This window comes from Frankia torreyi (assembly GCF_000948395.1).
Lineage (GTDB): Bacteria > Actinomycetota > Actinomycetes > Frankiales > Frankiaceae > Frankia > Frankia torreyi.
On record NZ_JYFN01000014.1, the window covers coordinates 1 to 22,604 of the forward strand.

Consider the following 22,604-nt stretch of genomic DNA (forward strand, 5'->3'; position numbering starts at 1 on the left):
GATCACCACCGTGAACTTCGGCACCCGCGCACACGCCACCGCCGTCACCATCTTCGCCCCGTGCTTCGCAATACCACCCGCCTCGTACTCCCGCCCCACCATGAACCCCGAGATGTTCTGCAGGAACACCAACGGAATCCCCCGCTGATCACACAACTCGATGAAATGCGCCCCCTTGAGCGCCGACTCGCCGAACAACACCCCGTTGTTCGCCACGATCCCCACCGGATGACCATGCAACCGCGCCGTCCCGGTCACCAACGTCGACCCGTACTCCCGCTTGAACTCCGCGAACCGACTCCCGTCCACCACCCGCGCGATCACCTCCCGCACGTCATACGGCGTCCGCGAATCCGTCGGCACCGCCGCGTACAGGCCGGCCGGGTCGACCGCGGGCTCCTCCACCGCCGCGACCGGCCAGGGCCGCGCCGCCCGCGGGGCCAGGCTCGCGACGATCCGGCGCACGGTCTGCAGGGCGTCGGCGTCGTCGTCGGCCAGGTGGTCGACGACCCCGGAGGTCTTCGCGTGCAGCAACCCACCGCCGAGGTCCTCGGCCGCGACGACCTCCCCGGTGGCGGCCTTGACCAGCGGCGGGCCACCCAGGAAGATCGTCCCCTGGTTGCGGACGATGACCGTCTCGTCGCTCATCGCCGGGACGTAGGCGCCGCCCGCCGTCGACGAGCCGAGCACCGCCGCGATCTGGGCGATGCCGGCCTTGGACATCGTGGCCTGGTTGTAGAAGATCCGGCCGAAATGCTCCCGGTCCGGAAACACATCGTCCTGCATCGGCAGGAACGCCCCACCGGAGTCGACGAGGTAGACGCAGGGCAGCCGATTATGCAGCGCCACCTCCTGCGCCCGCAGGTGCTTCTTCACCGTCAGCGGGTAGTACGTCCCGCCCTTCACGGTGGCGTCGTTCGCGACGACGACGCATTCCCGCCCCGCGATCCGGCCGATGCCCGTGACGATGCCCGCACCCGGCGCGTCGCCGTCGTACATCCCGTCGGCGGCCAGCGGGGACAGTTCCAGGAAGGGGCTGCCCGGGTCGAGCAGCACCTCGATGCGCTCGCGCGCCAGCAGCTTGCCGCGCTCGACGTGCCGGCGCCGCACGGGCTCCGGGCCGCCCAGGGCCGCCGCGGCGAGCCGCTCGCGCAGCTCGGCGACGAGCGCGGCGTGGGTCTCGGCGTACCCGCGCGCCGCGGGCGAGGCGGCGTCGACGGCGCTGCGCAGCGGCGGCCCGGTCAGGTCCTCCGCCGCCGCGGCCCGTGCGCGTGCGGCGGCGGGGCCGTCGCCGACGTTAACAGTCGCTAACATGGGTCCAGATGTTAGCGCGCGCTAACACTCCCGTCGACCGTCCGGCCTGCCGGGACGTCCGCCACCGCCCGCGCACTTCCGGCCACCGGCCGGTGGGCCGCGCTTGGTAGCCTCTGCCCGGAGGAGGACCACATCGTGCCGTCGCGTGCCACCCGGGTGACGCCCCCGGCGGGTCTGGCCCCCACCTTCTCCGACGCCGCCTCGGACGCCGCCTCGGACGCCGCCTCGGACGCCGCCGCAGCGCCCGCCCACACGGCGGTGAAGGATCCCGCGCCCGCGCCGGCCGCGGCCGAGCCCGACCCCACCGGCGCGGCCCCCCCTGGCGCAGCCCCGGTCGCGGCTTCGCCGGTCAGGCGGCCTCGCACCGGGCGCCGGGACGACCTGCTGCAGGCGGCGGCCCGGCTGTTCGCCGAGCGGGGGTTTCGCGGGGTCGGCATCGAGCAGATCGGCGCCGCGGTCGGCATCCGCGGGCCCGGCATCTACCGGCACTTCGCCAGCAAGGACGCGATGCTCACGGAGCTGCTCGTGGGCATCAGCCAGCATCTGCTCCAGGGTGCCCAGACCGTGCTGAGCGCGGACCCGAGCGCGTCCGACGCCCTCGACCGCCTCGTCCGCCGGCACGTCGAGTTCGCCGTCGGCAACCCCGACCTGATCGTCATCCACGACCGTGACCTGCACAGCCTGCCGGCGCCGGACGAGCACGAGGTCCGGCGACTGCAACGCGCCTACGTCGAGCTGTGGGTCGGCGTGCTGCGCCGGCTGCGCCCCGAGCTGACCGCGCCCGCCGCCCGCGTCCGCGCCCACGCGATCTTCGGTCTGATCAACTCGACCCCGCACAGCTCCGGCGCCCTCGATCCCGCGGTCCGGGCGACCACACTGCAGGCGATGGCGATCGCCGCAGCTACGGCCTAGTGTGCGCGTCGCCGTCGTCCGCGCCCAAGCCCGCGAGCAGGCGACGAGCACGCGGATGAAGAACACACGGTGCGAGCAGAAATCCGGTGGGCGGGGCGGCGACACCCTCTACGTCCACGGCTCGGCGGGCGCGCGGGNGCTGGCCGAGGACCTGGCCGACCCGAGCGCGCCGGTCGCGACCGATCCCCGTCCCAGCGCGGGAAACCGACATCTCCACCGGACTCACCCTCCCGGGCGGTCCGGCCTCCCGGGGCCTCGCTAGTCTGTCGGCGTGTCGGCGCGGGCTTCCTCACATCATCGCAGGCGAGGGCGACCTCCCGGTGTACGGCGTCTGTTGCCGCTGGGCGGGGCGGTGATCATCGTCGTGGTCCTGCTCGCGGTCTATCTCGTCGCGAACCTGGGCAATGGGGGCGCGGGAGCCACGGCACCGACCTCCCCGGCGACGCACGCCGCCCACCTCCCGTCCGTCCCGTCGACCTCCGCGACGGTCACCCCGGGTGGCGGCGCGGCCGTGGACGTCTACAGTCACGCCCGAGCCGGGATGCTGAGCGACGTCGTTCGCACCGATCCGCCGCTCGTCTACGTGCCGAACCTGCACGACGGCACGGTCAGCGTCATCGACCAGCGCACGCTCAAGGTGGTGGACTCCTACGCCACCGGCCGCGAGCCGCAGCACGTGGTTCCGTCCTGGGACTTGCGGACACTCTGGGTGAACAACAACGCTGGTAACAGTCTGTCACCGATCGATCCGCGGACGGGCCGGCTCGCGGGCCCGGCGGTGCCCGTCGCCGACCCCTACAATCTGTACTTCACCCCCGACGGGCGCAGTGCGATGGTCATCGCGGAGGCGCTGCACCGCATCGACTTCCGTGATCCGCACACCTTCGCCCTGCGCAACGGCCTGGATGTGGGCACCGCGTGCGAGGGGGTCAACCACGTCGACTTCGCCCCCGACGGCACCTACGCGATCGCCACGTGCGAGTTCGCCGGCCGGCTCGTCAAGATCGACCTCGTCCACGAGCGGGTGCTCGGCTACCTGGATCTCGGGCGTACCGCCGCCCCGCAGGACATCAAGATCGAACCGGCCGGGAAGGTCTGGTACGTCGCCGACATGAACGCCGACGGCGTCCACATCATCGACGGAGACAGCTTCACCCGGATCGGCTTCGTCCAGACCGGGCCGGAGACCCACGGCCTGTACCCCAGCCGCGACGGCCGCTTCCTGTACGTCGCCAACCGGGGCGGCCACATGAGCTCCGACATGGTCCCGTTCCCGCACTCCGGCACCCAGGGTTCGGTCTCGGTCATCTCCTTCGCCACCCGGTCCGTCGTGGCCAACTGGCCGATTCCCGGCGGCGGAACCCCGGACATGGGCAATGTCAGCGCCGATGGCACCCGCCTGTGGCTGTCGGGACGTCGCAGCAACGTCGTCTACGTGTTCGACACCGGCGCCGCGGCAGGGGCCGATCCCACCACGGGCCGACTGCTGACGAAGATCCCCGTCGGCCGGGAGCCGCACGGGCTGACCGTCTGGCCCCAGCCCGGGCGCTACTCCCTCGGCCACACCGGAATCATGCGCTGAGGTCGCCACCGAGGCCGCCGGCCCGGGCGGCAGACGGGTCAGTCGAGGCAGACGGGTCAGTCGAGGTGGACGGTGAGGTCGGGGCCGGTGGCGGCGCGGACCTCCTCGACGGTGACGCCCGGGGCGAGCTCGCGCAGCACGAGGCCGTGGCCGGGTTCGACGTCGAGGACCGCGAGGTCGGTGATGACCCGGTGCACGCAAGCCCGGCCCGTCAGCGGCAGGGAACACTCCCGCACCAGCTTGTGGGTCCCGTCGCGGGCGACGTGCTCCATCATCACGATGACCCGCCGCGCGCCGTGCACGAGGTCCATCGCGCCGCCCATCCCCTTCACCATCCGGCCGGGGATCATCCAGTTCGCGAGGTCACCCTGCGCGGAGACCTGCATCGCGCCGAGCACCGCGACGTCGACATGGCCGCCACGGATCATCCCGAACGACGTCGCCGAGTCGAAATACGACGCCCCCGGCAGCACGGTCACCGTCTCCTTGCCCGCGTTGACCAGGTCCGCGTCGACCCGGTCCGGAGCCGGGTAGGGGCCGACTCCCAGGATGCCGTTCTCGCTGTGCAACACCACCGTCACGTCGGCCGGCAGGTGACCCGGCACCAGGGTCGGCAGCCCGATCCCGAGATTGACGTACTGGCCGTCGACCAGCTCCCGCGCCACCCGCGCGGCGAGCCCGTCCCGTGTCAACGTCATGCCGTCACCGTCCTGCGTTCGATCCGCTTCTCCGGATCCGGCGCGTGCACCACCCGCTGGACCAGGATCCCCGGGGTGTGCACCTGGTCCGGGTCGAGCTCGCCGGGTTCCACCAGCTCCTCGACCTCGGCGATGGTCACCCGGCCCGCCGCCGCGCACAGCGGGTTGAAGTTCGCCGCACTCGCCCGGTAGACCAGGTTGCCGTGCCGGTCGCCGCGCCAGGCGTGCACCAACCCGAAGTCGCAGACGATTCCCCGTTCCAGGACGTACTCGGTGCCGTCGAACACCCGGGTCTCCTTGGGCGGGGACGCGAGCGCCACGCGACCGGAGGCGTCGTGGCGCAACGGGACGCCGCCCTCGGCGACCTGCGTGCCCACCCCGGCCGGGGTGTAGAACGCCGGGATGCCCGCCCCGCCCGCCCGCAGCCGCTCGGCGAGCGTGCCCTGCGGCACCAGTTCGACCTCCAGCTCGCCGGCCAGGAACTGGCGCTCGAACTCCTTGTTCTCCCCCACGTACGACCCTGTCGTGCGCCGGATCCGGCCCGCCCGCAGCAGCAGGCCGAGCCCCCAGTCGTCGACCCCGCAGTTGTTGCTCACGGTCTTCAGCCCGCCGACCCCGGCCGCCAGCAGGGCGTCGATCAGGACACTCGGGATGCCGCACAGCCCGAACCCCCCGACCGCCAGCGACGCCCCGTCCGGGATGTCGGCCACCGCCAGGGCCGCACTCGCGACCACCTTGTCCACCCGCGCACCCGCCTCCCACAGCAGTGGGCGGCACCACACCGGAGCCACCCGCACGTTAGCGTCCGCTAACCCAGACGAAGTTAGCCACAACTAACATCCCCGTCCAGCCCCCACCGCCCGATCAGGCTCAGGCGACGGCGACCGGGCCGCGCCGCGCCGCTCCCGTACTCCGGCCGGCGCGCCGTGACCCGCCGCCACGCAGGACCGTCGCTAGCCCTTCAGGCCGGCGAGGATGCGGGAGATGACCTCGGGGGTGATGGGGGCGGGCGAGTAGAAACTCACCCGGTCGGCGATGTCGCCGACGCGGGCCCGGATCTGCTTCGGGATGTCCTCCGGGGTGCCCCGCGCCGTGAAGACCTCCAGCACCTCCTCGGTGACGAGCGAGCCGAGGTCCTGCCACCGGCCGTCGCGGGTCAGCTCGTAGAGGTCGCGCTGCAGGCCGCCCCAGCCGTGCAGCTCCAGGACCGCGCTGTAGGCGGGGGTGGAGGCGTAGAAGGCGAAGTGCTGGCGCAGCTTCTTCTCCGACTCGGCCAGCTCCTCCTCGGTGTCCCCGGTGGCGATGAGGGTCGGGAAGGTCAGCTCGACGTCCGAGCGCTTGCGCCCGGCCCGCGCCAGGCCCCGCTCCAGCGCCGGCAGGGTCACCTCGCGCACGAACCGCTCGGAGGACAGGCCGTGCAGCAGGATCCCGTCGGAGACCTCGCCAGCGACCTCGGTCATGCGCGGCCCGAGGGCGGCGAGCTGGATACGCGGCGTCCCGTACGGGTTGGGCCCGGGGTTGAAGAACGGCGTCATCAGGGTGTGCTGGTAGAACTCGCCCTGGAAGTCGAGGCGCTCGCCGTCGTTCCAGCACCGCCAGATCGCCTGGATGGCGAGAACGATCTCCCGCATGCGCTTGGCCGGCTCGGACCACACGGCACTGAAGCGCTTCTCGATGTGCGGCTTGACCTGCGATCCGAGCCCGAGGACGAACCGACCCCCGCTGATGGTGTGCAGGTCGTTGGCGACCATCGCCAGGTGCATGGGGCTGCGCGGGAAGGCCACGGCGACGCCGGTGCGGATCATGACGCGTTCGGTCGCCTGCGCCGCCAGGACCACGGGCAGGAACGGGTCGTGCGCGGTCTCCGGGACGTACAGCGCGTCGTAGCCCAGGGACTCGAGTTCGCGTGATCGGCTGGCGATGTCGTCAAGATCGGCCCACAGACCAACGTCGACCTTCACGTCCACTCCTTAAGTTGGATCAGATAGATGATTTGAGTAAGCTACCTTAATAGTCGCTATCGCGGCAGCCGCACGAGCGGTCGGCTGCGTCACTGACCGGGCAGCACGTGCTGGACGAACGGCGTTTGCTGGTCGAGGGCATGCCACCGGCGCCCCAGGATCGAGAGGAGACCGCCCGTGCTTCCGGGTGTGACAGCGGATCAGAGACTGTTCGCCGAGACGGCCGAGCGCTTCATCAGGTCGACCTGCCCCGTCTCGACGGTGCGCCGGGTGGCGCAGCGGGAGGAGGAGCTCGACGGCGGCTACTTCACCGAGATCGGCGAGCTGGGCTGGCTGGCGCTGTTCGTGCCCGAGGAGCACGGCGGCGGCAGCCCATCCGGTCGGCCGGTCCTCGACGCCGGCCTCATCGCCGAGCAGCGGGGCCGCTACCTGCAGCCCGGAGGGGTCGTCGGGTCGAACGTGGCGGCGCTGGCGCTCACGCTCGGCGGCACCGGCGAGCAGCGCGCCCTGCTTGACGACCTCGCCGGCGGCAAGGCCCTCGCGGCCTGGGCGCTCGGCGACCCGGTGGGTGGCTGGGAGGCGTCGGCCGGCGTCAAGGTCCGCCGCGGCGACACCGGCTTCGTCCTGTCCGGCACCAAGGGCCTCGTCCAGGACGCCCACCTGGCCGACTGGTTCCTCGTCAGCGCCGCGGTGGACGGCCGCCCGGCGCTGTTCTGGCTGCCCGCCGACGCCCCCGGGCTCACCGTCGAGCCGCTGGCCGGGCTCGACCTGACCCACCGGTACGCCGAGCTGGTCCTGCGCGACGTCGCCGCGCCCGCCTCCGCGGTGGTCGGGCAGATCGGCGGCGACGACGATCTCGGCGAGCGGCTGCTGCAGGTCGCCACGGTGCTGACGGTCGCCGAGATGGTGGGCGCGATCGGCGAGCTGTTCGCGATGACGCTGGAGCATGCCCGCAACCGCGCGGCGTTCGGCCGGGTGATCGGCTCGTTCCAGGCGGTGAAACACCAGCTCGCCGACCTCAGCCTCGCGGTGGAGTGCAGCCGTGCCATCGCCGGCGGAGCGCTCACGGCCGTGCAGGAGCAGGCGCCCGACGCCGCGGAGCTGGCCAGCGCGGCCAAGGCGTTCGTCGGTGACGCCGCGATCGACGTCTCCCAGGGCTGCCTGCAACTGCATGGCGGCATCGGCTACACGTGGGAGCACGACCTGCACCTCTACCTGCGCCGGCTGGCGACCGACCGGGTCGTGTTCGGCGACCCCGCCTGGCACCGCGAGCGCATCTGCCGGCTGCACGGCCTGTGAGAGCGGGCGACGACCGATGAGCACACCCCGGCGAGCGGAGGAAGGGCGATGAGCGGACAGACAGCGGATGGGCAGGCAGCCGGCGGGCGGCTGGCGGGCAAGGCGACAACGGGCGAGGGGACAGCGGGCGAGGGGACGGCGCCCGCCCTCGAGGACTACCGGCGCGAGGTGCGGGCCTGGCTCGCGGCGAACCTGGATCGCCGGGACGACGACGCCCCGGCCCGCCTGCGCGGCGGCGACGCCGCCAACCTCTCCCCCGAGCGGGTCGCCCAGCAACGGGACCTGCAGCGCCGCGTCTACGAGGGCGGCTATGCCGGCATCACCTGGCCCGCGCAGTTCGGCGGGCAGGGCCTCACCCNCGCCCACGAGGAGATCTTCGCGCAGGAGAGCCGCGGCTACGTCGTGGCGGACCTGGGCATCGCCGGCCTCACGACCACCCGGGTCTGCGGGCCGACGATCCTCGCCCACGGCACGGACGAGTTCCGCCGCACCCACATCCCGCGGATGCTCTCCGGCGAGGAGATCTGGGTGCAGCTGTTCTCCGAGCCGGGCGCGGGTTCCGACCTCGCCGGCGTGTCGACCCGGGCGACCCGCACCGACACCGGCGACTGGGTGCTCAACGGGTCGAAGGTGTGGACCAGCGGCGCCTACTACGCCGACTACGGCCTGTGCCTGGCCCGGACCGACCCGACCGTCCCGAAGCACCGGGGGCTGACCTGGTTCGGCGTGCCGCTGACCAGCGACGGCGTGACGATCCGGCCGATCCGGGAGATCAACGGCAGCTCGGAGTTCTGCGAGGAGTTCTTCGACGACGTGGTCGTCTCCGACGCCAACCGGATCGGTGCCGTCGGGGACGGCTGGACGGTCGCCCGCACGATGATGGTCTTCGAGCGGCTCGGCGGCGACCCCGACGAGACGCCCCGCCACTCCGGTGCCCGCGAGCTCGCCCCCGACCTCGTCGCCCTGGCCCGCCGGGTGGGCCGTCAGGGCGACCCGGTGACCCGCCAGCTCATCGCCCGCGCCCACGTCATCGACCTCGTCAAGGAGCAGCTCGACGCCTACGTCGCCGCCCTGACCGAGTCGGGGGCGGCCAACCCGAACCTGGGCTCGTACAGCAAGCTCGCCGCCGGCACGCTCAACCCGGTCCGGGCGTCGATCGGCCTGGAGATCGCCGCCGCCGCCGGCGTCGTCTGGCATCCGCAGGACACCGAGGCGTCGACGACGGCGCTGAACTACCTCAACGGCCGGATCCTGGCCATCGCCGGCGGCACCAACGAGATGCAGCGCAACGGGATCAGCGAGCGGGTCCTCGGGCTGCCCCGGGAACCCGCCCACGACCTCGACCGCCCCTTCAACGAGCTGCGCCACAACTGACCAACGCCCGTCTCACCACCGCCGTCTGGCCACCGTCTCACCACCGCCGTCTGACCACTTGGCCGTCTGGCTCAGGTCATCGGCCGCTCAGCCCAGCTGCAGCGAGCGGCCGATGATCTCCTTCATGATCTCGTTGGAGCCACCGAGGATGCGGCTGATCCGGCTGTCGCGGTACATCCGGGCGATCGGGTACTCGTTCATCCAGCCGTAGCCGCCGTGCAGCTGCACCCCGGCATCCACCGCGGCGTCCTCCAGCTCGGTGGCGCACAGCTTCGCCGCCGCCGCCTCGACCCCGGTCAGCTCGCCGGCGACCAGGGCGGCCAGGCAGGCGTCGACGAAGGACCGGGCCATCAGCGCGCGGGCCTGCAGGTCGGCGAGGACGAAGCGGGTGTTCTGGAAGCTGCCGATCGGCTTGCCGAACGCCTTGCGCTCGCGCACGTAGGCGGTCGTGAGCTCCAGCGCGCGAAAGACGTTCTGCACCGAGGAGATCGCGATCGACAGGCGTTCCTTCGCCAGGTTGCGCATGAGGTAGTGCAGGCCCTCGTTCTCCTCGCCGAGCAGGTTGGCGACCGGGACGCGGGCGTCGGTGAAGAACAGTTCGGCGGTGTCCTGCGAGCGGGCGCCGACCTTGTCCAGGCGGCGGCCACGCTCGAAGCCGGGAGTGTCGCGCTCGACGACGATGAGGCTGATCCCCTGGTCGCCGTCCGCGCGGGTCGTCTTCGCGCACAGCACCACCAGGTCGGCGAGGATGCCGTTGCTGATGAACGTCTTGGACCCGTTGATGACGTAGTGGTCGCCGTCGCGCACCGCCGTGGTGCGCATGCCCCGCAGGTCGCTGCCGGCAACGGGCTCGGTCATCGCGATCGCCGTGATCAACTCGCCGCGGACGTAGCCGGGCAGCCAGCGCGCCTTCTGTTCGTCGGTCGTCAGCTCCAGCAGGTACGGACCGATCAGGTCGTTGTGCAGTTGGATGGCGAAGCCGCCGATGCCGGCGGTGGCGAACTCCTCGGCGACGACGGCGCCGTAGCGGGGGTCGTCGATGCCCGCGCCGCCGTACTGCTCGGGCACGGCCGGGCCGAGCAGGCCCACCTCGCCGGCCCGCAGCCAGGCGGCCCGGTCGACGATGCCCTCGGCCTCCCACCGGTCGTTGTGCGGCAGGCACTCCTTCTCGACGAAGGTGCGGGCCAGCCGGCGGTACTCCTCGTGGTCGGGGGTGAAGACGGAACGCTGCATCTCGTGACCTCCGCGGGGATCGTCTGGCAGCATCACAGGGCAGACGGTAAAGAGAATCTAATCATCTGAAGGATATAGCTTGTGCAGGTAATGGCGGCTACAGTGCTGCCATGACCGGTCTCCTGCGCCGCGCGCCGGCGAACGACCACTGGTACGCCGCCGGGCTGCACACCACCCAGACCCTGGTCGACGCGTTACGAGACGGCGCCGCGCGGCACCCCCAGTCGATGATGATCTTCGACTCGGAGACGCATCCGGCGTCGGCCCCGCTGATCGAGATCCACCGCCGCGGCGCCCGCCTCGCCGGCGCGTTCGCCCGACTCGGGCTGCGACGCGGCGACGTGATCGCCTGCCAGGTCCCCAACTGGCTGGAGGGCGCGATCGTCTACCACGCGGCGATCTCGCTGGGGCTGGTCATGGTGCCCGTCGTGCACATCTACGGGCCGGTCGAGGTCGGCTACATCCTGCGGCAGTCGGGCGCGCGGGCGCTGGTCATGCCCGACCGCTGGCGCTCCATCGACTACCTCGAACGGTTCTCCGCGGTCGGCGACTGCCCCGACCTGGAACACGTGATCACCATCGGCGAGCGGATGGCGCCGGGCGGGGTCACCCTGGCGGCACTGGAGGCGCTCGACGCCGACCCGCCGGCACCGCCCGCGCTGCACGCCGACGACGTCTGCATGGTCATCTACACCTCGGGCACCACCAGCGCCCCCAAGGGCGTGCAGCACACCCACAACACCCTGCTCGCCGAGATGCGGGCGCTGGCCGACGCCGACGCCGGCGCCCCGGACGCGGTGCACCTCTCGCCGTTCCCCGCCGGGCACATGGGCGGGGTCCTGCTGCTCGGCCGGGCGTTCCTGTCGGGCCGCACGAGCATCCTCGTCGACTCGTGGAACACCGAACGCGTCGCGCGGGTGATCCGCGAGCGCGGGGTGAGCTGGCTCGGGGCCACCCCGTTCTTCCTCAGTAGCCTGCTCGCCGACGTCCGCGACACCGGCGTGCCGATGCCGTCGCTCGACGAGATCCACCTCGGCGGCGCGGGCGTGCCGCCGGAACTCGTCCTGGCCGCCGAGGCGGCCGGCTGGCGGGCGTTTCGCTCCTACGGCTCCACCGAGCATCCGACGGTGACGGTGTCCGCCGTGTCGGACCCGGTCGAGGTGCGCGCCTACACCGACGGCGTCGCCTTCGGCGCCAACCGCCTCCGGATCGTCGACGACGACGGCCGGGACCTGCCGCCCGGCACCCCCGGCGAGGTCGTGACCCTCGGCCCGGAGCTGTTCGTCGGCTACACCGACGCCGCGCTCAACGCCGAGGCGTTCCTCGACGGCGGCTGGTTTCGCACCGGCGACATCGGCACCCTCGACGACGGCGGCCACCTCACCATCGTCGACCGGAAGAAGGACATCATCATCCGCGGCGGGGAGAACATCTCCTCCACCGAGGTCGAGGGCGTCCTGCTGCGCCATCCGGCGATCGTCGAGGCGGCGGTGACGGCGATGCCCGACCCGCTCTACGGCGAGCGGGTCTGCGCGTTCGTCATCGTCGAACCCGGCCGCGAGCTCTCCCTCGGCGACCTCGTCGAGCACTTCGTCGCCGTCGGCGTGGCCAAGCACAAGACCCCCGAACGCCTCGAGATCGTCACCGAGCTGCCCCGCACCGCGGCCGGCAAGGTCCGCAAGGCGGACCTGCGCGCCCGCCTGCGCGCCCCCGCCCCCGTTCCCGCCGACGCCGGTCAGGGCGGCCGGGACTCCCAGCGCGCCGGCCGCTGAGCGACGCGAACGGATCTGCGCGATGGTCCACGGACTCGACCGCGGTGAGCGCGCCGCGCTGGTCGTCAGCGAGTGCCTGCGCGGCACCCTCGACCCCGAACTGGCGATCTTCGCCGGGCTCGCCGAACAGTCCGCCGACCGCGGCATACTCCCGCGCATCGCCGCGCTCGCCGCGGACTTCCGCGCGTTCGGGCTGCCGGTGGTGCACATCCACGTGGCGCACCGGCCGGACTTCGGCGCGTTCAGCGACACCAACCCCGTCTCGGCGAAGGTGCGCCGCGAACAGCGGGTGCTCGCCGGCACCCCGCAGGCCGAGCCGATGCCCCAGGTCGCGCCCCTGCCCGGCGACTACGTCAGCATGCGCCGCTCGGGCCTGGCGATGTGGTATGGCACCGACCTCGACTCCACCCTGCGCAACCTGCGCGTCGACACGGTCGTCCTGACCGGCGTGTCGACGAACATGGCGCTGCTCGGCGGCGCCCTCGGCGCGACCGACCGCGGCTACCGCAGTGTCCTCGTCGAGGACGCCGCGGCCGGGGCGAGCGCCGAGTCGCACACCTGGATCGTCGCCAACCTGCTGCGCCTGCTGTCGACGGTCGCCCGCGCCGACGAGGTCCGCGCCGACCTCGCCCGCCGCCGGGGCGCCGCACCGGCCACGCCCTCGCGCCCTTGACTCAACACCCGCCCTGAGGATGGCTCCCGACCGAGGTGACGAACGGGTATGACCCCAACTGGTAGACGCGACCGGCCCGCCGCGGCCGGTCAGGGTGGGCCAGGGGATCGTGACGGTGCCAGCGCCGTCGTTGTTGCCAGCGCCGTTGCCTTCAGGGTCGGGGTTGTCGCCGCCGGGGCGGGTATCGATGTCGGTGAGGCGTTCACGTATATGACGGCCGAGCCGGGCGAGTTCCGCGGGGTCGAACGTGGCAGCAGAAGTAAGCAGGAACTGTTCGGCTGATCGTGCCGGCGATCAGGGCGGCGGTACTCGTCGCGCCTTCCCGCAGCGCGCTGCCTCGGCCATGCATCTCCCGCACCAGACCGAGACGGACCGCGGCGAGACGGACCAGCAACGCCGAGCAGTCCAGAGCCGCGCCGTCGAGCTCGGGATCGGCCAACCCCCAATGTCGAACTTATGTTCGCCCGGGTGACCGATATAGGGAAAGGGCCCACCGACGCGTGCACGAGCAATTGTCAAGACCTGTAGATGGGAGCCGCACCGACCCAGCGGTGATAGGCGTCCACGTCGACGTTGCTGCCGCACATGATGGTGACCACGCGTCAGCCGGTGAAGCGGTCACGGTCTTCGAGGATCGCCGCGATGCCGAGCGCGGCCGACGGTTCCGGCGAGGCCAGCGTGGTCGAGGAGTATCCGCATACCGGCGATGATCGACGCCTTCTGGACCAGGACAGCGTCGTCAGCGACCAGAGAAGCCGAAGCTAGGACCGGGACGCCGTCATGCGGCGGTCTGGCGGGCGTCGCGGTGGGCTTGGGCCGCGACCATCAGGACGTCGAGCGCGTCGCGGGTGCGCAGCAGGTCCTCGATGTGGGTGGAGAGCCGGTCGCGCTCCTTGGCCATGCGCTCCATCGCGGCGTCGGAATTCTCGTCGCTGGGCGAGTCGAGGCACGGCAGCAGTTCGGTGACGGTGCGGCTGGACAGCCCGGCCGTATACAGGCGCTGGATGAAGGCGACCCGCTCGACATCGTCCTGCGTGTAGTGCCGCTGCCCGCCGGCGCTGCGGGTGCTGGTGAGCAGTCCCTGCTCCTCGTAGTAGCGCAGCGAACGGACACTGACTCCGGCCAGCGCCGCGAGTTCGCCGATCCGCATCTCACCCTCCCGGCTGTGATCCCGCCCCTACGACTTGCCTCTCACATTGATGTCAGGTTTTAGCGTACCTGTCGGGCTCGCCGTTCCGAGGCCTTTGACCAGGTATGAAGGAGTTCCGGCATGATCACGCTGTTCGACCGCTACCGCCTCGGCGGTCTGGAGCTACCCAACCGTGTCGTGATGGCCCCGATGACCCGGGTCCGGGCCGCGGCGGGGAGCCTCGCGACCCCGTCCATGGCGGTCTACTACGCCCAGCGGGCCACCGCCGGGTTGATCGTCAGCGAGGGGGTGCAGCCCAGCCTGGTCGGGCAGTCCAACCCGGGCACCCCGGGCCTGTACACCGACGAGCAGGTGGCCGCCTGGCGGCCCGTCACCGACGCCGTGCACGCCAACGGCGGGCGCATCTTCGCTCAGATCATGCACGGCGGCCGGGTCTCGCACCCCGACACCACCGGTCTCCAGCCGGTCGGGCCGTCCGCTGTCGCCGCCGTGGGCGACGTGTTCACCCCGACCGGGCCGCAGGCCGCGCCGGTCCCCCGCGTCCTGGACGCCTCCGAGGTGCCCGAGCAGGCCCGCTCGTACGCCGAGGCCGCCCGGCGCGCCATCGACGCCGGATTCGACGGCGTCGAACTGCACGGCGCGAACGGCTACCTGATCTCGCAGTTCCTGTCGTCCAACGCCAACCTGCGCACCGACTCGTATGGCGGCCCGATCGCCCACCGCATCCGTTTCGCCGTCGAGGCGGTCGCCGCCACGGTGGACGCCGTGGGCGCGGCCCGCACCGCGATCAGGCTCTCGCCCGGCGGCACCTTCTGGGGCGTCGAGGAGACCGAGGTGCCGGAGCTGTACGCGGCTCTGCTCGCCGAACTCGTCCGCTTCGACCTCGCCTACGTGCACCTGGAGGCGACTGCCGAGGAGAAGGTGCTGGTCGGGCTGCGCCGCGCGTGGCCGGGCAGCCTGATCATGAATCCGGTGTTGCCGATGGGCCCGAAGCAGGTCGACCGGACCGCCGCCGACCACTGGCTCGGCCTGGGCGCGGATCTGATCAGCTTTGGCCGTGCCTTCATCGCCAACCCCGACCTGGTGGAACGGCTGCGCACCGGCCTGCCGGTCGCACCCGCCGACATGGCCACGTACTACCAGGGCGGCGACGCGGGCTATCTCACCTACCCGGCGTACCAGTACACCGCCTGACCGGAGCAAGCGGACGCAGGGGCGGAACGGTCCGGCTCTGCATCGAGACACGAAGGACGAGAAGGAACAATGAATTCGCTCCAGGACAAGGCCGCCACCACCGCAAGCACGGAACTGTCTGACCAGACGGCCATCATCATTGCCGGCCGGGTCTTCGTCCCGGTCGGTGACGTCGAGACGTTCATCACCGAGGCACAGGCGACGTACCCGGTCGCCGCAGCGAACCCGGGAAACGTGCTGATCTCGTTCTGCGTGGAGGACGCGGCGACCGGAACCGTCACGGTGCTCGAGCAATGGACGTCCCAGGAGGCGCTCGATCGGCACCTGGCCACACCGGAGGTCATGGCGCTCTTCGCCAAGTGGAGCCCGCACATGCGCAATGAGGTGCGCAAGTTCGACGCGCTCAACGAGAGAGACCCCCGGGCCTGAGACCACCAGCATCCGGGCTGAACTACGTCGACGCCGCCGCAGACGTCCCAGCCCGAATATCTCGGTGCGCTGGGGACGGGGACGCCTTCTCGGCCTCGACACACCGGGCTAGTGCAACGTTCCTCAAGGCCGGGGTAGATCGGGTGGGTCGGGGTATCACCGTGTTTTGGTGAGGAGCACGTCATGCCGACTTTCCTGTCCGCGCGGCTCCCGGGTGATCCGGCCGAGGAGCAGAAGATCTGCCAGCTGGCTGGGGCCCGGCACGCTCCGGCCGACTGGATCCTGCGTGCCCGGATCATCATGGCCAGCTGGTCGGGCAACCACGTCCCCCAGATCGCCGCCGCGGTGGGCTGCCACCCCAAGACGGTGCGCCTGTGGCTGCACCGGTTCAACACCGACGGCCTGGACGGGCTGGCCGACCAGCCGATCCCCGGACGCCCACGGCGGATCACCGAGACCGAACGCTCCCAGATCATCGAGCTGGCCCGCACCACCCCGCCGGGCCGGCCCGTCCGCGACGGCGCCGGCGAGTTGAGCGCCGCCGACGAGACCGGCCCACCCCAATGGACCCTCGACACCCTCACCGAGACCGCCCGGGCCAGGGGCATCCAGATCCAGCGCAGCCAGGTCCGGCGCATCCTGCTGGACGAGAAGGTGCGCTGGCGACACACCCGCTCCTGGGTGGAAAGCCCCGACCCCGAGTTCGCCCCAAAAGGGCGGTGGTCGTCGGCCTCTACACCCAGCCGCCCGCGGGCACCACGGTCATCTGCGCCGACGAACTCGGTCCGGTGATCCCCCGCACCTTCCCGCCGGCACCGGGCTGGTCACCCGACGGCCACCGCATCAAGGCACCCCTGGAGTACTCCCGCGGCGAGCAGAAGACCTGGGTCTTCGGCGGCCTACGCATCCACGACGGCGCCGAGGTCACCTACTGCGCCCCGGCGCGCAACAGCGACGGCTGGATCGAGCTGCTGACCCAGCTGGCCCGAGCAAATCCCCGCGGCCCGATCCGGGTCGTCACCGACAACCTGACCACCCACACCAGCTGGAAAGTCCGCCAATGGCTGGCCCACCACCCGCGCATCCAGCAGGTGTACATCCCGAAGAAGGCCTGCTGGCTCAACCTGCAGGAAGGCTGGTGGCGACTCCTACGCCGGGCCGCGTTCGCCGGCCAGACCTTCGCCGACCCCGACGAGATCACCCACGCCGTCAACCTGGCCACCACCCAACTCAACACCCACGCCAAGCCCTGGATCTGGGGACGCCCCGCCCCACCGACCCGCACACTCCGCCGCCGCTTTGTGTACCTCCTTTGAGGAACGTTGCACTAGAAGTCGGAGCCGCCGTCGACGTTGAGCAGGGCACCGGTGATGTAGCCGGCGCGTGCGCTGCACAGGAAGACGATCGCGGCGGCGATCTCCTCGGGGCGGCCGGGGCGGCCGAGGTCGGGTACCAGGCCGCGGCCGGCGCCGCCCATGTCCCGGGAGATCGCGAGGAAGGCCTCCTCGGTGGTCGGTGCCTCCGTTGTGCTCGGCGCCCCCACCGAGGCGGCCAGGGCGTCGGGCGCGACCCACCGGCCCGGCCCGAACTGCTCGATCTTCTCCCGGACGCCCTCGGTCAGGATCGCCCCGGGGCAGACGGTGTTCACCCGGATGCCGTCGGACCCGAGGGCGCGGGCGAGGTTCTTCGACACGCTCGCCAGCGCCGCCTTCGCCGCCGTGTAGGCGACCATCGTCGGGTACTGCTTGCGGATCGACATGGCGGCCAGGTTGACGATCGCGCCGCCGCCGCGGGCCCGCATCAGCGGGATCGCCGCCCGGCAGGTCCGCACCCCGGCCATCAGCCCAATCTCCAGATGCGCCCGGAACAGCTCGTCGGAGGTCTCCGCCAGGGGCAGGTAGTCGTACTCGTCGCTGCCCAGGGTGTTGACCAGGATGTCGCAGCCGCCGAAGACGCCGCGCACCCGGTCGAACAGCTCCTCGGTGCCGGCCGCGGTCGCGAGATCAGCCGGCACCGCCAGCGCGCGCACGCCGAGCGCCTCGATCTGCCCGGCGACGCTCGCCAGCGCCTCGGCCCCGCGGGCGACGACGACCACGTCCGCGCCCTCGCGGGCGAACTCCACCGCCGTCCACCGGCCCATCCCCTTCGATGCGCCGGTGACGACCGCCACCTTCCCGCGTAAACCGAGATCCATCTCCTCGTTCCCCTCGATCAGGTTCGGTGGGCGATCGGGTGCGGCGGGCTACTCGCGCGGGGCGGCGGCCCGCTGCTGGAAGGCACGCACCTTGGCCAGGTGCTCCTGGGAGGTCAGCAGCAGGGTGTTGGCGACCCGGTCGAAGTCGCGGGCGGTCGTGCGATCGACGCTGGCGGCCGCGTCGATGGCGAGCTTGGCCAGGCCGAGGGCCTGCGGGGACAGCGCGACCAGCGAGCGGGCGAACTCCCGCACGCCCGCCGCGAACTGCTCGTCCGCGAACACGTCGTGGACGAGGCCGATCGTCAGCGCCCGCTCGGCGTCGACCGGGCGGGCGGCCATCGCCATCCACCGCGCCCAGTGCGGGCCGACGAGCCGGGTCAGCCGGCTGATGCCACCGGAGCCGGGCAGCACCCCCAGGTTGGGCACCTCCGGCAGGGCGAAGGTGGTCCGCGGCGCGGCGAAGCGGAAGTCGCACGACACGGCGAGTTCGAGGCCGAAGCCGCGGCAGGGTCCCTGCGCGGCGAGGATCACCGGCTTCTCGATCGCCTCGATCTCGTCCATGAGCAGGTGCAGCGCCCGGTAGGTGCGCCGCACCGACCGGCCGTTGACGCTGCCGTCGGGCTCGAAGCCCATCCCGGTGTCGATCGTGGTGATGTCCATGCCGGCGGTGAAGTGCCGCCCCTCGGCGGTGATCACCAGCACCCGGACGGCGTCGTCGTCGCCGAGGTCGGCGACGGCGCCGCGCAGCGCCGCCAGCATCGGGGCGCTAACGGCGTTGAGCTTGTCGTCGCGGGTGAAGGTGATCGTCAGGACGCCGTCGTCGAGCTCGCGCCGGAAGTGCTCGCTCATCCGACCGACGCCCCGCTTCGCCGCCCGGTCACCGGGTGCGCTCCGTCACTGGGTGCGCTCCCTCACTGAGGTGCTCCGTCACTAGATGCGCTCCGTCACTGGGTGGGCGCTGTGCCGAGCCGCTCGCTGCGGGAGCGGGCGGTGTAGCGGTGGCGCAGGATGCTGCCCGGTCCGCTGGTGAGGTCGGCGACCTGGGCGGTGGGGTCCGGTTCGCGCAGGACGATGAAGTGCGGCGTCAACCAGGCGCGCCGGGCGTGTGGGCCAAAGCTGAACACGCCGCCGGGGCCGCCGGTGGCCGCGGGGACCATCTTCACCTTCTCCAGGCCCTCCTTCACGCCGTCCGGCGACAGCGGCGTGGCCTTCGACAGGCCGCGGGCGATGACGACGCCGAAGTCGTAGCACAGCACGGAGAAGAAGTTCGCCGGTCGGTAGCCGAACCGCGCCTCGAACCGGTCGAGGAAGTCCTGGCCGACGACGTTGTCCTCGTCGTACTGGTCGACGCCGACCCAGCCGGCGATGCTCTTCAGTCCGCCGGGCAGGAACGGCGCCGCCATGAATCCCGAGCTCATCACCTTCACCGGATCCCAGCCGGTGCCGTCCAGGGCGGTGTTGAGGTGGGTCGCGGTCAGCCCCCAGCCGAGGTAGGCGATCGCGTCGGCGCCCGACGCCTGCAGCCGGGCCAGCGCCGGGCTCAGGTCGGTGTCGAGCATGTTGATCGGTTCCTCGATGGCGATCTTCACCCCGTCGAAGGCGCAGGCGTCGCGGAAGAACCGGGTGTACTCCTCCCCCGGCACGCACTTGTCGTAGACGACGGCGACGGACTCGACGCCGCGCACCCCGAGGTAGTTCGACAGCAGGTACGGCTCCTCCGGTAACGAGCCGTTGTTGATGCAGAAGCACCACTCGCCGTACCAGCGGTCGGTGCCGCTCATCGACAGGGTGGGGATGTGGCCGACCTCCTCGACGTAGCCCCGGATCGCCAGCACGTTGTCCGACGCCCACGGCCCGAAGATCACCAGGACCCCCTCGGCCTCGAGCTCCTTCCAGGCGTTGAGCACGTCGAAGCTCGTCCCGCGGGGCAGGCCGTCGACGGCCCGCAACACCAGCTCGACGGGGCGGTCGATCTCGCCGTCGNCATAGGACTCGTCGAACGCCAGCCGCAGCGCGTCGAGCATGACCTGCTGCGACGCCGGCGGCATCAGGAAGTCCTGTAGGACTCCCACCTTCATCGACGACATGGTGACCCCTCTCTCGATGGTTCTGCCTGCCTGGCCCCGAGCCGGTGGCGGCCGGGGACGATCACGGACGCGACGATCACAGGTGCGGCAGTCAAAGGTGCAGGGCGCGGGCGACGCGTTCCCGGTGCCACGTCGACCCGCCGTAGCTCAGCTCGAAGGTCTTGCCGCGCCGGGAGTGCAGCTGCAGGTCGTGTTCCATGGAGAAGCCGATGGCACCGTGCACCTGGTGGGCGTGGACGAACACCCGGCGGATCGCGTCGTTGGCGAACGACTTCGCCGCCGCGACCTCGAAATCCGCCGCGTCCGGTGTGCCGGGCTCTCCGGCGCCTTCGGCCTCCCCGGCAGCGGGCTCCCCAGCGGCGTCGGCCGTCCGGACGGCGTCGAGCTTCCAGGCGGCCTGGTAGCACAGGTAGCGGGCGGCCTCCACGTCGGTGAGCATGTCGACGCAGCGGTGCGCCACCGACTGGAACGCGCCGATCGGCTGGCCGAACTGGCGGCGGCTACGGGCATGCTCGACGCTGAGGTCCAGGGCGCGCTGCGCCCCGCCGATCGCGTAGGCCGTGCTCGCCACGGTCATCCGGTCCAGCGCCGTGTCCAGCGCGGGGCCGGCCGCCGCCGGCGTGCCGAGCAGGTCCGCGGCGCTCACCTCGACGTCGCGCAGGACGACCTCGAACACCGGCTCGCCGCCGCCGTCGTGCTGGCGGCGCAGGGTCACCCCGGGTGCGGCCGGGTCGACGAGCACGAGGCCGCGCCCGCCGCCCGGACCGGCGCCAGCAGCGGCATCCGCGCCTGGGGTGGGCGCATCCGCCTCTGGGGTGGGCGCGTCGGCGCCTGGAGCGGAGCCGGCGACCTCCACGACGACGACGAGGACGTCCGCGACGTGCGCATACGGAACGAGGATCTTCGTGGCGGTCAGCCGGTGGCCGGCGCCGTGCGGGGTCAGGGCGGCGTCCGGTGCGCCCCACTCGTCGCGGGCGCCCGGCTCCAGCACGGCCACGGTGGCGATGGCCGTGCCGGCGCCGATCGCCGGCAGCCAGCGGGCCCGCTGCGCCGCGCTGCCGGCGAGGTCGATGAGGCCGGCAGCGAACACGGCCGAGGTCAGCAGCGGGGTGGGCATCGCGGCCCAGCCGAGCTGCTCGGCGACCACCGCCAGGTCCAGCACTCCCTGCCCGGCGCCGCCGTGCTCCTCGGGCAGCAGCAGACCGGTCAGGCCAAGGCCGGCCAGCGTCTTCCAGTGGCCGTCGCCGTAGCCGCGCTCCGACTTCTCGATCTCGCGGACGACCTCCGGCGGGCACTCGCGCTCGACCAGGTCCCGTACCGTGTCCGCGAGCAGGCGCTGCTCGGCGGTCAACGTCAGATCCATACCGCCACCTCCTTCTGCGACTAGCGCGACCGCGGCAGACCGAGGGCGGTCTGGGCGACGATGTTCTTCTGGATCTCCAGGGTTCCGGCGCCGATCGTCGCCGGGATGTTGTGCACCCACTGCTGCTTGACCAGCCCGTGCAGCGGGGCGTGCTGTTCGGCGGGGGAACCGAGCCGCCCGCTCGCGCCGAGGATCTCCAGGCCCACGTGCCCGACGGCCTGCTCGAGCAGCGTGGCGTGGATGCGGGCGGTCGAGGCCTCGGCGGCCGGGTTGGCCCCGGCGGCGACCAGCGAGATCGCCCGGTAGGCGAGCAGCTTTGCCGCCTCGCAGCGCACCCGCAGGTCCGCGAGCTTCTGGCGGACGTCGGGTTCGGCGGCGCGGCCGGTCTCGCGGACGTGGTCGCACAGCCGCTCGACGACGCGCTGGGCGCGGGCGTAGCGGGGGATGCCGATGCGTTCGAGCGTCAGCCCCGAGCCGATCACCCCCCAGCCCTCGTCGAGCGGGCCGAGCAGGCAGTCGCGCGGCACTCGGACCTCGTCGTAGAAGACCTCGTTGATCTCGTGCCAGCCGCCCATGCTCTCGATGGGGCGCACCGTGATCCCCGGCGAGGTCATGTCGACGAGCAGGACCGACATCCCCCGGCGCCGGCCGGCGTCCGGATTCGTGCGCACGAGCAGCAGGTTCCAGTCCGCCGGCGAGTCGGCGTAGCTGGACCAGATCTTCTGCCCGGTGACGACGAAGTGGTCGCCATGGTCGACGGCGCGGGTGCGCAGCGCGGCGAGGTCGGAGCCGGCGTCCGGCTCGGAGAACCCCTGGGTCCAGATGACCTCCCCGCGGGCCATCGGCGGCAGGAAGCGGGCCTTCTGCTCCGCGGTGCCGAACTTCATGATCAGCGGGCCGATGTAGTTGAGGTTCATGTACTGCGGTCCGCGTGGCTCGCCGCTGGCGGTCATCAGCTCGCGCAGCAGCGTCTGCTTCCAGAGCCCGGCCTCCTGGCCGCCGTACTCCTGCGGCCAGCTCACCGTGAGCAGGCCCGCGCGGCCGAGGTCGCGGCAGAACTCCCGGGTGAAGGCCAGCGCCTCGCGGTCCTCGGCGAAGAAGCCCTGCCAGTCCGCGGGCAGCTTCTCGTCGAGCAGCTCGGCGAACCGCCGGCCGAACGCGCGATCGTCCTCGGTGAACGCGAAATCCATGTCCCTCGATCCCTCCAGTCCCTCGATCGCCCCGCCGTCCCCCGGCCGCCCCGCAGTCTGTTGCTGGACCCTCGGTTCCCCGGTCGCCCCGCGTTCCCTCGGCCACCTGCCGCGCCGGTCGGGGCTCATCGTCACACCCCGACCGGCCTCGGCGTCTTGCGCTCGACGCGGGTCAGCCG

Annotated in this window: 21 protein-coding genes and 3 pseudogenes; 12 read left to right on the forward strand and 12 right to left on the reverse strand. The window is 71.9% G+C overall.

Annotation, left to right across the window (positions count from 1 at the left end; translation table 11 throughout):
• On the reverse strand, positions 1–1,314 hold a 1,314-nt coding region (locus FF36_RS10895), incomplete at its 3' end, for a carboxyl transferase domain-containing protein (protein WP_044884919.1).
• 135 nt (positions 1,315–1,449) lie between these two features.
• Between FF36_RS10895 and FF36_RS10900 the strand changes: the two genes are divergently transcribed.
• Positions 1,450–2,226 carry an SACE_7040 family transcriptional regulator gene (locus FF36_RS10900; protein ID WP_095212134.1) on the forward strand — a complete coding sequence of 259 codons (777 nt, stop codon included), beginning with the start codon at positions 1,450–1,452 and terminating at the stop codon, positions 2,224–2,226.
• 352 nt (positions 2,227–2,578) lie between these two features.
• Positions 2,579–3,808 (forward strand): YncE family protein, encoded by a 1,230-nt coding sequence (locus FF36_RS10910; protein WP_242422427.1) that lies wholly within the window; start codon positions 2,579–2,581, stop codon positions 3,806–3,808.
• 56 nt (positions 3,809–3,864) lie between these two features.
• Here FF36_RS10910 and FF36_RS10915 read toward each other — a convergent pair whose 3' ends face one another.
• The 3 genes from FF36_RS10915 to FF36_RS10925 all read right to left on the reverse strand — a co-directional run bounded on the left by FF36_RS10915 (position 3,865) and on the right by FF36_RS10925 (position 6,467).
• Positions 3,865–4,506: a CoA transferase subunit B gene (locus FF36_RS10915; RefSeq protein WP_044884921.1), complete on the reverse strand. Its 642-nt coding sequence runs from the start codon at positions 4,504–4,506 to the stop codon at positions 3,865–3,867.
• Positions 4,503–5,249 (reverse strand): CoA transferase subunit A, encoded by a 747-nt coding sequence (locus tag FF36_RS10920; protein WP_044885011.1) that lies wholly within the window; start codon positions 5,247–5,249, stop codon positions 4,503–4,505. Before FF36_RS10920 ends, FF36_RS10915 begins: the two co-directional genes overlap by 4 nt.
• 210 nt (positions 5,250–5,459) lie before the next feature.
• Entirely contained in the window at positions 5,460–6,467 is a 1,008-nt protein-coding gene (locus tag FF36_RS10925; protein WP_044885012.1) for an LLM class F420-dependent oxidoreductase, read from the reverse strand.
• 189 nt (positions 6,468–6,656) lie between these two features.
• Between FF36_RS10925 and FF36_RS10930 the strand changes: the two genes are divergently transcribed.
• The 3 genes and pseudogenes from FF36_RS10930 to FF36_RS10935 all read left to right on the forward strand — a co-directional run.
• A complete protein-coding gene (locus tag FF36_RS10930; protein ID WP_242418670.1) occupies positions 6,657–7,766 on the forward strand; it encodes an acyl-CoA dehydrogenase family protein in 1,110 nt (369 codons plus the stop codon).
• 48 nt (positions 7,767–7,814) lie between these two features.
• Positions 7,815–8,124: pseudogene (locus FF36_RS37680) on the forward strand (acyl-CoA dehydrogenase family protein); the annotation flags it as partial.
• A gap of 1 nt (position 8,125) precedes the next feature.
• Positions 8,126–9,140 (forward strand): annotated as a pseudogene (locus FF36_RS10935) (acyl-CoA dehydrogenase family protein); the annotation flags it as partial.
• A gap of 87 nt (positions 9,141–9,227) precedes the next feature.
• Here the strand turns inward: FF36_RS10935 and FF36_RS10940 are convergent.
• On the reverse strand, positions 9,228–10,373 hold the full coding sequence (locus tag FF36_RS10940; RefSeq protein ID WP_044885014.1) for an acyl-CoA dehydrogenase family protein: 1,146 nt from the start codon (positions 10,371–10,373) through the stop codon (positions 9,228–9,230).
• Between the two features lie 110 nt (positions 10,374–10,483).
• Here FF36_RS10940 and FF36_RS10945 point away from each other — a divergent pair, with 110 nt between their 5' ends.
• The 3 genes from FF36_RS10945 (at position 10,484) to FF36_RS41440 (ending at position 13,583) form a co-directional block, all read left to right on the forward strand.
• A complete protein-coding gene (locus FF36_RS10945) occupies positions 10,484–12,145 on the forward strand; it encodes an AMP-binding protein (RefSeq protein ID WP_044884923.1) in 1,662 nt (553 codons plus the stop codon).
• Positions 12,146–12,167: 22 nt separating this feature from the next.
• On the forward strand, positions 12,168–12,818 hold the full coding sequence (locus FF36_RS10950; RefSeq protein ID WP_044884924.1) for a cysteine hydrolase family protein: 651 nt from the start codon (positions 12,168–12,170) through the stop codon (positions 12,816–12,818).
• A 642-nt stretch (positions 12,819–13,460) separates the two neighbouring features.
• Entirely contained in the window at positions 13,461–13,583 is a 123-nt protein-coding gene (locus FF36_RS41440) for a hypothetical protein (RefSeq protein WP_255354382.1), read from the forward strand.
• A gap of 13 nt (positions 13,584–13,596) precedes the next feature.
• On the opposite strand, the gene FF36_RS10960 is transcribed toward FF36_RS41440, so the two are convergent.
• Entirely contained in the window at positions 13,597–13,968 is a 372-nt protein-coding gene (locus tag FF36_RS10960) for a MerR family transcriptional regulator (protein ID WP_044884926.1), read from the reverse strand.
• Between the two features lie 120 nt (positions 13,969–14,088).
• Here FF36_RS10960 and FF36_RS10965 point away from each other — a divergent pair, with 120 nt between their 5' ends.
• The 4 genes from FF36_RS10965 (at position 14,089) to FF36_RS10980 (ending at position 16,907) form a co-directional block, all read left to right on the forward strand.
• Positions 14,089–15,162: an alkene reductase gene (locus tag FF36_RS10965; RefSeq protein WP_044884927.1), complete on the forward strand. Its 1,074-nt coding sequence runs from the start codon at positions 14,089–14,091 to the stop codon at positions 15,160–15,162.
• Between the two features lie 69 nt (positions 15,163–15,231).
• A complete protein-coding gene (locus FF36_RS10970) occupies positions 15,232–15,591 on the forward strand; it encodes a putative quinol monooxygenase (protein ID WP_044884928.1) in 360 nt (119 codons plus the stop codon).
• Between the two features lie 183 nt (positions 15,592–15,774).
• Positions 15,775–16,383 (forward strand): helix-turn-helix domain-containing protein, encoded by a 609-nt coding sequence (locus tag FF36_RS10975; protein ID WP_044884929.1) that lies wholly within the window; start codon positions 15,775–15,777, stop codon positions 16,381–16,383.
• Positions 16,311–16,907 (forward strand): IS630 family transposase, encoded by a 597-nt coding sequence (locus FF36_RS10980; protein WP_199865370.1) that lies wholly within the window; start codon positions 16,311–16,313, stop codon positions 16,905–16,907. The genes FF36_RS10975 and FF36_RS10980 overlap by 73 nt, the downstream gene beginning before the upstream one ends.
• 11 nt (positions 16,908–16,918) lie before the next feature.
• Here FF36_RS10980 and FF36_RS10985 read toward each other — a convergent pair whose 3' ends face one another.
• The 6 genes and pseudogenes from FF36_RS10985 to FF36_RS11005 form a co-directional block, all read right to left on the reverse strand.
• Positions 16,919–17,785, reverse strand: a complete 867-nt coding sequence (locus FF36_RS10985) for an SDR family NAD(P)-dependent oxidoreductase (RefSeq protein ID WP_044884930.1) — start codon at positions 17,783–17,785, stop codon at positions 16,919–16,921.
• Positions 17,786–17,833: 48 nt separating this feature from the next.
• Positions 17,834–18,634 carry an enoyl-CoA hydratase/isomerase family protein gene (locus FF36_RS10990; protein ID WP_044884931.1) on the reverse strand — a complete coding sequence of 267 codons (801 nt, stop codon included), beginning with the start codon at positions 18,632–18,634 and terminating at the stop codon, positions 17,834–17,836.
• 95 nt (positions 18,635–18,729) lie between these two features.
• Positions 18,730–19,768 (reverse strand): ABC transporter substrate-binding protein (locus tag FF36_RS10995; protein ID WP_242422429.1); only part of this gene is annotated, 1,039 nt, incomplete at its 5' end.
• A 1-nt stretch (position 19,769) separates the two neighbouring features.
• Positions 19,770–19,872, reverse strand: a pseudogene (locus FF36_RS39930) (hypothetical protein); the annotation flags it as partial.
• Positions 19,873–19,963: 91 nt separating this feature from the next.
• On the reverse strand, positions 19,964–21,235 hold the full coding sequence (locus FF36_RS11000; RefSeq protein WP_044884933.1) for an acyl-CoA dehydrogenase family protein: 1,272 nt from the start codon (positions 21,233–21,235) through the stop codon (positions 19,964–19,966).
• A 20-nt stretch (positions 21,236–21,255) separates the two neighbouring features.
• The gene (locus FF36_RS11005) at positions 21,256–22,425 is read right to left on the reverse strand and encodes an acyl-CoA dehydrogenase family protein (RefSeq protein WP_044884934.1); all 1,170 of its coding nucleotides are present in this window, start codon (positions 22,423–22,425) and stop codon (positions 21,256–21,258) included.
• Positions 22,426–22,604 lie beyond the last annotated feature (179 nt).